The sequence below is a fragment of the Zavarzinella formosa DSM 19928 genome, assembly GCF_000255705.1.
In the GTDB taxonomy this organism is placed as follows: Bacteria; Planctomycetota; Planctomycetia; order Gemmatales; family Gemmataceae; genus Zavarzinella; species Zavarzinella formosa.
In genome coordinates, this window is record NZ_JH636439.1 from 2,124,320 (window position 1) to 2,130,599 (window position 6,280).

General features: G+C 59.5%; 11 protein-coding genes. 10 read left to right on the top strand and 1 reads right to left on the bottom strand.

The features are described 5' to 3' along the window. The 6 genes from BGIM_RS62720 to BGIM_RS0110320 form a co-directional block, all read left to right on the top strand. A partial coding sequence (locus BGIM_RS62720; protein WP_238537574.1) for a hypothetical protein occupies positions 1–201 on the top strand: 201 nt, incomplete at its 5' end. A 34-nt stretch (positions 202–235) separates the two neighbouring features. Beyond that, positions 236–412: a hypothetical protein gene (locus tag BGIM_RS49700; RefSeq protein ID WP_157368750.1), complete on the top strand. Its 177-nt coding sequence runs from the start codon at positions 236–238 to the stop codon at positions 410–412. Beyond that, entirely contained in the window at positions 400–594 is a 195-nt protein-coding gene (locus BGIM_RS0110305) for a hypothetical protein (RefSeq protein WP_029629912.1), read from the top strand. The genes BGIM_RS49700 and BGIM_RS0110305 overlap by 13 nt, the downstream gene beginning before the upstream one ends. Positions 595–626: 32 nt before the next feature. Beyond that, complete coding sequence (locus BGIM_RS0110310; RefSeq protein WP_029629913.1) at positions 627–1,082, top strand: hypothetical protein; 456 nt, start codon at positions 627–629, stop codon at positions 1,080–1,082. Positions 1,083–1,098: 16 nt separating this feature from the next. Next, positions 1,099–1,614, top strand: coding sequence for a hypothetical protein (locus BGIM_RS0110315; protein ID WP_020469707.1), 516 nt, complete (start codon positions 1,099–1,101; stop codon positions 1,612–1,614). Positions 1,615–1,733: 119 nt separating this feature from the next. After that, positions 1,734–2,276, top strand: coding sequence for a hypothetical protein (locus tag BGIM_RS0110320; RefSeq protein WP_020469708.1), 543 nt, complete (start codon positions 1,734–1,736; stop codon positions 2,274–2,276). A gap of 58 nt (positions 2,277–2,334) precedes the next feature. On the opposite strand, the gene BGIM_RS0110325 is transcribed toward BGIM_RS0110320, so the two are convergent. After that, a complete protein-coding gene (locus tag BGIM_RS0110325; RefSeq protein ID WP_020469709.1) occupies positions 2,335–2,532 on the bottom strand; it encodes a hypothetical protein in 198 nt (65 codons plus the stop codon). A 233-nt stretch (positions 2,533–2,765) separates the two neighbouring features. Here BGIM_RS0110325 and BGIM_RS57270 point away from each other — a divergent pair, with 233 nt between their 5' ends. From BGIM_RS57270 to BGIM_RS65560, 4 genes are read left to right on the top strand one after another with little or no spacing between them, the layout of a single operon-like run. After that, a complete protein-coding gene (locus tag BGIM_RS57270) occupies positions 2,766–3,344 on the top strand; it encodes a terminase small subunit (RefSeq protein ID WP_020469710.1) in 579 nt (192 codons plus the stop codon). After that, positions 3,328–4,731, top strand: a complete 1,404-nt coding sequence (gene terL, locus BGIM_RS0110335) for a phage terminase large subunit (protein ID WP_020469711.1) — start codon at positions 3,328–3,330, stop codon at positions 4,729–4,731. Before BGIM_RS57270 ends, terL begins: the two co-directional genes overlap by 17 nt. After that, positions 4,731–6,020 (top strand): phage portal protein, encoded by a 1,290-nt coding sequence (locus BGIM_RS49710; protein ID WP_020469712.1) that lies wholly within the window; start codon positions 4,731–4,733, stop codon positions 6,018–6,020. Before terL ends, BGIM_RS49710 begins: the two co-directional genes overlap by 1 nt. Further along, positions 6,017–6,193 (top strand): hypothetical protein, encoded by a 177-nt coding sequence (locus tag BGIM_RS65560; protein ID WP_020469713.1) that lies wholly within the window; start codon positions 6,017–6,019, stop codon positions 6,191–6,193. The genes BGIM_RS49710 and BGIM_RS65560 overlap by 4 nt, the downstream gene beginning before the upstream one ends. Positions 6,194–6,280 lie beyond the last annotated feature (87 nt).

Genomic DNA, 6,280 nt, shown 5'->3' on the forward strand with positions numbered 1-6,280 from the left:
GGTGGCCAGCGTCTTTCGGGAAATGACACAGGAGAAGGGGAGAGCATGAGGCACGTTTGCACAAAGAACAACCCGCTCCTCGGTGAGCAGGGGCGTCAGGCAAGACATGTGGACGCCCGCGAACTGTTCCGTGACAGCGGCACCGTGGTGAAGCGATGCCGGAATTGCGGGCGGGTTTGGGATGAGGAGTTACCCCAATGACCAACCAGAAAGGCATCCGATGCGATTAACCCTCATGATTGCCACATTACTGACCCTGACCGCCTGCGGATGGGTCAACAGGCAAATCGGCTACCTCACCGGCTACAGCTTGGTATGCGTGGAAGAAACACACGTTTTGTACGTGCAGTTCCCCACGGGCGCGGCGGTTCTGGTGGATGCGGATGGAAAGCCGAAAGCATGCGGCCAATGACATGCAAACATGCCAAGGCCAAAATCACCGACGCACGCGACCCCGAACACCGCCAAGCCGGAAAATATCGTTTCAAGTATTTCCGTTTCCGTCGCCGCGAGTGCCCCAAATGCGGGGAGCGGTTCGTCACCTACGAGTTTACCATGGAGCAACTGGCCTCAATTTCTGACGTTTTGCGATGACCCATCACCTCCGGTCGTGATAAGCTGAACTGATGGACAATGCTCAGCCTGAGTTGCCTCCCGCACGTCGCGACCCGGTGAAATCGATCATCACGTTCGCCATCGTCCTGACGCTCGTTTTCGGAGCGGTCTTCCTTATCCGGACCGTGTCCCTGCAGTCCGAACAATTTGACCGGGAACTTCTGCAACACGTCGATCATGTCAATCACGTGGCGCCGGTCAAGATTTCCGAGGAATGCAACCTAATCGGATCAACGGCAGGCCCCGGCCGGGTGTTGACAAACATCTACAAGTACGTCGATCTCATCAAGACACCAGACTTCGACTCCGTCGAATTTGCCGAGAAGAACCGACTCGCCTTGGTGGAACGGTATCGGACCGACCCAAGCCTGAAGAAATTCCGGGATAACGGCCTGACAATCCGTGCCCAATACCTGGACAGCAAGGGCGAGTTGCTGGCCGAGATTGAAGTGAAGGCGACCGACTGAATCGTGAGAGCTTGCCATGGCCCGACGCAAGAACAAGCCCGCCCCGCCGTTGGAAAAGCCGCCGATCAAACCGGGCAGGCCGACGGAAGAGCGGAAAAACTATCTCAAATCGGTCGGATGGCTCTGCCTGATCGCGGCCGTGTTGTGGGTGCTCCAGGCGAAACCGTGGTGGGACGACCGGCCTGTTCGGGTCGTGAATCGACCGGAGCCGTCGCTCGAAGAAGAGCTGGTGCGGGCCGCCGAGGAGATCAACAGGCATTTACCCATGATGGTGGACAAGGACACCAGGGCCGATTCAATGGGCGTGCTGCCGTCCCGCCGAATCGTATACAACTTCACCCTCGTCGATTTCAAGCGGGAGGCGGGCTTCGATGCAGAAGCGTTCGCGGCCGCCGCACGACCCGAGTTGCAGAATATGTATCGGACAAACCCAAAATACGCGTACTTTCGGGACAAGGGCGTCAGGATCACTTTTCGATACTCCGACGACAACGGCGTTTTCTTGACTGAGATCGGGATTGATCCGCGATGAGCGGCGAACCTTAAAAATCAATATCTGGTTGCGCCCTCCGTATAAACGCGCTATAAGTGGGCATCTACTTCCTGCATTGTGTTATTCCCCGTCTCCGGGCGGGGCTTTTTCGGGGGCTCATGGTTGACGGAATCGACTCTTCTCAATGGCTGCCCCGCAATTCCTCCGTCATCAACGCCTGCCGCGCCAACAAGGGCGACCTCGACATCACCGTCTCTGACGGCCGCATCTCCAACGCCACGATCAAGGACGGGTCTTTGTTGGGGTGGATGGTGGAACGGGGAATCCTCGACGAGTTGCACCGCAGCTACGCCATGATTCTCATGGACATGCGGATCACCTTTCGTCGCCAGACCGCGTACAAATCGAACAGCATCTACGCCCTGGAGTTCTTCAGCGGGTCCAACAGCCGCATTCTGGAGACTCTCTACCTTCGTGTCTGCCGCCTGATCGCCGGGCTGACCGAGCAGACCGTCATCCATGCCATGAGCCGCAACGCACCGGAAACCCGGCATGACATGATGGCCGTGTGGGACAGCCGCCACACGTATCTGGCGGCGTTCGACCGGCTCATCGGGGCGCTGGATGAGGTACGGGAGGAGGAGAAGAGCATTTTGGAACGGGAGGCCGAGCAGTTGGCCCAAATAAACTCTTGCGCCTGATGGCGAAGTGTGGCATGCTCGTTTTCGGAGCACGCCACCCGTGTCACTTTTTTCAGGGTCACATCGCTCCGGACCATCCCTCGGCAATTACCGCCATGTCGTCCAAAATCATTGGCTCCTCGGCCGCTTCGGGCTTCAAAGGATGCCGCTCGCCAACGGATTCACGCGGCTTTGCGTCGGCGGCCGGTCGGGTCAAGCCCCGGCGTTTCTGGCTCGGTGTGATTTCTTCACGGGCTTTGCGGGAGAGAACAACCATGGGAAGCTCCGAGATGAGGATCAAGGTGTCGTGACAGCCTATCTCAAAGCAAAGACCACGCCAAATCTCCGGGCCATTGAAATTCAGGTCCCGCGTGAGCGGCGGGGTGTCACTGCCCGTTCAACCCATCCATATTCACCCGGATCAGATCCCGACTCAACGATTCGCCCCGTCATTGTGATGACATTTGCTCATCCCTGCGAATCAAGGATTCCAACCAAACGAACTGAACCATGACTGACCTCACACCCAAGCAGGAAGCCTTCTGCCTCAAATACATCGAATTAGGAAACGCAAGCGAGGCGTACCGGCAGAGCTACGACGCCAAGAAGGCGACCGACAAGACGATCTGGGAGGCTGCGTCCCGGTTGTTGACAGACAGCAAGGTGGCGGCAAGGGTCGAGGAACTGAAACTGGCGGCCATCAAACGCCACGAAGTAACCGTCTCTCGTGTGCTTCGGGAGTACGCCAAACTGGCGTTTCTCGACATCCGCAAGGCATACGACAACGAGGGACATTTGAAGCCAATCCATGAATTGGATGACGACACGGCTGCTGCCATTGCCGCAATTGATGTCGTTGAGAACCAAGCCGGTGCGGAGATCGGCTCCAACGGGATTCGCATCATTGACAGTTACACCAAGAAACTGAAGTTCGTGGACAAAAAAGCGGCTCTGGACAGCCTCGCCAAGCACCTCGGCATGTTTGTCGAGAAGCACGAACACACTGGAAAGGACGGCGCCCCCCTGATCCCTGTCACCAAGGAGCAGCGGGACGCCGCCGTCGCGGCCGCCCTTGGCGCCGACTCCTGAAGATTACGCCCACAGCCGCCTGATTGCCTATGCCGCTTACCAGTGGCCGGGGTACAAGGCCGCCGCCCATCATCGCCTGATCGCCAGACATCTGGAGGCAGTGGAGCGGGGAGACATCGAACGCCTGATGATCTCCATGCCTCCCCGGCACGGAAAGTCGATGCTGGCGAGCGAGTTCTTCCCCGCATGGTATCTCGGCCGGAACCCAAGCCACTACGTCATTGCCGCCACCTATGCCCAAGAGTTGGCCGACGACTTCGGCCGCAAGGTGCGCGACCAGATCGCCGACGCGGCATTCCAGCAAATCTTTCCCGGCTGCAAGCTGAAGGGTGACAGCCAGAGCGCCAAACGCTTTCACGTCACCCAGGAACAGCCCGACCCAGAAGTCAGCGACGCGTTCGCCACCAGTCTGGACGGCGCGTACTTCGCCGCCGGGATTGGCGGGCCGCTGACAGGGCGTGGCGCCCATCTGCTCCTGATTGACGATCCAGTGAAGAACCGAGAGGATGCCGACAGCCCGACCATCCGGCAGAAGAACAAGGAATGGTACACCTCCACCGCCTACACCCGCCTCATGCCGAACGGCAAGATCGTCATCATCCAGACTCGCTGGCATGACGATGACCTGACCGGCTGGCAATTGCGCGAACACGAACATGAAGGATGGGTGGTTTTGTCACTCCCGGCGATTGCCGAGACGGATGACGACATCCTCGGTCGCAAGACCGGCGACCCCCTATGGGCCAACTACCCGGTTGACGTGCTTGAGCGAATCAAAAAAGCGGTCGGTTCCCGTGACTGGACGGCTCTTTACCAACAACGACCCGCCCCCGCCGAAGGGGGCATCTTCAAAGCCCACTGGTTCAAGCGATATTCCGAACCGGCCCATGGCGAATACGAGCAGATCGTGCAAAGCTGGGACACGGCGATCAAGGCCTCGCAACTGAACGATCCGAGTTGCTGCACCACCTGGGGCGTCCGAAAAGACGGTTTCGATCTGCTTCAAGTCTTGGTGAAGCGACTGGAATACCCCGACCTCAAGGCCCTTGTGGTCAAACAAGCTGACGCCTTCGGCGCCGATGCCATCCTGATCGAGGACAAGGCCAGCGGGCAGCAATTGCTCCAGGACTTGAAGCGCACAACGACATTACCCCTGATCGGCATCCTGCCGGACCGGGACAAGATAACCCGAGCCAGCGGCGTCTCCGCAATGGTTGAGGCGGGCAAGGTCTCGCTTCCCATGCAAGCCGCCTGGCTCACCGACTTTGAAAGCGAAATGCTCACCTTTCCCAACAGTCCCCATGACGATCAGGTCGATTCGCTGACGCAATATCTGAACTGGGTCCGCACCCGCACGACCGCCACTCCTCGCGTCCGCAGCCTTTGATGTGGCCGTTCCGCAAGGACACACCCGTCCCGTCGCGTAAGAGCGCGTCGTTCTTCGTCTCGCTCATCGGCGGGAAAGGGGCGTTGTCCGGGGCCGCGTTCGACAAGCTGGCGCTGGAGGGTTACGCCGAGTGCGTGGTGGCCTTCGCCTGCATCAATCGCATCGCGGCGGCCGTCTCGTCGGTGGAACCGCACTTGTACCAGAAGAACCGGGCGGGCAAGCTGGCCAAGATCGAGTCCCATCCGCTGCTCGACCTGATTTATGACCCCAATCCCGTCCAGTCATGGCGGGAGTTCTGCGGCGGCCTGACGGCATACCACCAATTGTCGGGCAACGCTTACATTTTCGGGAACGGTCTCGACAAGAGCCAGAAACCGCCCCGTGAATTGCAACTGCTCAGCCCCGGCAAGGTGAGGATCGTTCCGGGCCGCGGCTTGTTTCCCCAAGGCTACGAATACCGGCCCGACGCCAACTCGAAATTCGACTACCCCGTGGACCAGATCACCGGCCAGTCGGCGATCCTTCAAATCCGTTCGTTCAACCCGCTCTCTCCGTGGTACGGCCTGTCCCCCATTGGCCCCGCCGCCCTCGGCGTGGACATCCACACCGGCGGGCAGCGTTGGAACAAGGGGCTGTTGGATAATGGGGCGCGTCCCTCGGGGGCGTTGTCTGTCAAGGGAAGCGACGGCACACCGACCTCGCTCACCGACGACCAATACCTGCGTCTGAAGGAGATGATCGACCGCCAGTTCTCCGGCGGCAACAACTCCGGCAGGCCGCTGTTATTGGAGGGCGGGTTGGAATGGCAGGAAATGGCCCTCAATCCGAAGGACATGGATTTCCTGGAGGGAAAAAACGGCGCCGCCCGCGACATCGCCCTCGCGTTTGGCGTGCCGCCCCAACTGATCGGCCTGCCGGATTCGCAGACCTACGCCAATTACTCGGAAGCCAAGACCGCCTTCTGGACGGACACGATTCTCCCCTTGCTCTCCATGTACATGGATGCCTTCAACCGCTGGCTCACCCCGCTTTACGGAGAAGGGTTGTTCCTCTGGTACGACGAGGCCGGCATCCCGGCGCTGGAGCCGATGCGCAACGAGAAGGCCAACCGCGTCAATGCCGCCTCCTACATGACGATCAACGAAAAACGCCGCGAGATGGGGCTTGATGACATTGACGGCGGGGACGTGGTTCTCGTGCCATTCAATGACATCCCGCTGGAACTGGCCGGAAACTCCGTCCATCTGGCGGAACCGGGCAGCCCCGCCGATCTCAATGCAAAACCATGAGACAGGAAAACAACGTCATCCACGTCGATTTCGGCAACCATCGCCACTCCTCGCTCAACATCGGCATCCGCACGGAAATCCTCTTCCAAGACGAACATGCGTACCTCATTCGGGCGACCATGACGTTTGCCGGGCAGGAATACATCCAGCACATCCTCATGGAAAATGACTGACCGCCGCCTGCTCCTCCGCTCCTGGCTGATGGCCATGACGCGGATGGAACGCGGCCTGCGACTCGATTACGCCCGCGCCCGCTCGGT

What these genes read in the sequence shown, in the direction of transcription:
- BGIM_RS49700 (WP_157368750.1), top strand. Translation starts at nt 236, where the DNA reads ATGATTGCCACATTACTGACCCTGACCGCCTGCGGATGGGTCAACAGG.
- BGIM_RS0110305 (WP_029629912.1), top strand. Translation starts at nt 400, where the DNA reads ATGCGGCCAATGACATGCAAACATGCCAAGGCCAAAATCACCGACGCA.
- BGIM_RS0110310 (WP_029629913.1), top strand. Translation starts at nt 627, where the DNA reads ATGGACAATGCTCAGCCTGAGTTGCCTCCCGCACGTCGCGACCCGGTG.
- BGIM_RS0110315 (WP_020469707.1), top strand. Translation starts at nt 1,099, where the DNA reads ATGGCCCGACGCAAGAACAAGCCCGCCCCGCCGTTGGAAAAGCCGCCG.
- BGIM_RS0110320 (WP_020469708.1), top strand. Translation starts at nt 1,734, where the DNA reads ATGGTTGACGGAATCGACTCTTCTCAATGGCTGCCCCGCAATTCCTCC.
- BGIM_RS0110325 (WP_020469709.1), bottom strand. Translation starts at nt 2,532, where the DNA reads ATGGTTGTTCTCTCCCGCAAAGCCCGTGAAGAAATCACACCGAGCCAG.
- BGIM_RS57270 (WP_020469710.1), top strand. Translation starts at nt 2,766, where the DNA reads ATGACTGACCTCACACCCAAGCAGGAAGCCTTCTGCCTCAAATACATC.
- BGIM_RS49710 (WP_020469712.1), top strand. Translation starts at nt 4,731, where the DNA reads ATGTGGCCGTTCCGCAAGGACACACCCGTCCCGTCGCGTAAGAGCGCG.
- BGIM_RS65560 (WP_020469713.1), top strand. Translation starts at nt 6,017, where the DNA reads ATGAGACAGGAAAACAACGTCATCCACGTCGATTTCGGCAACCATCGC.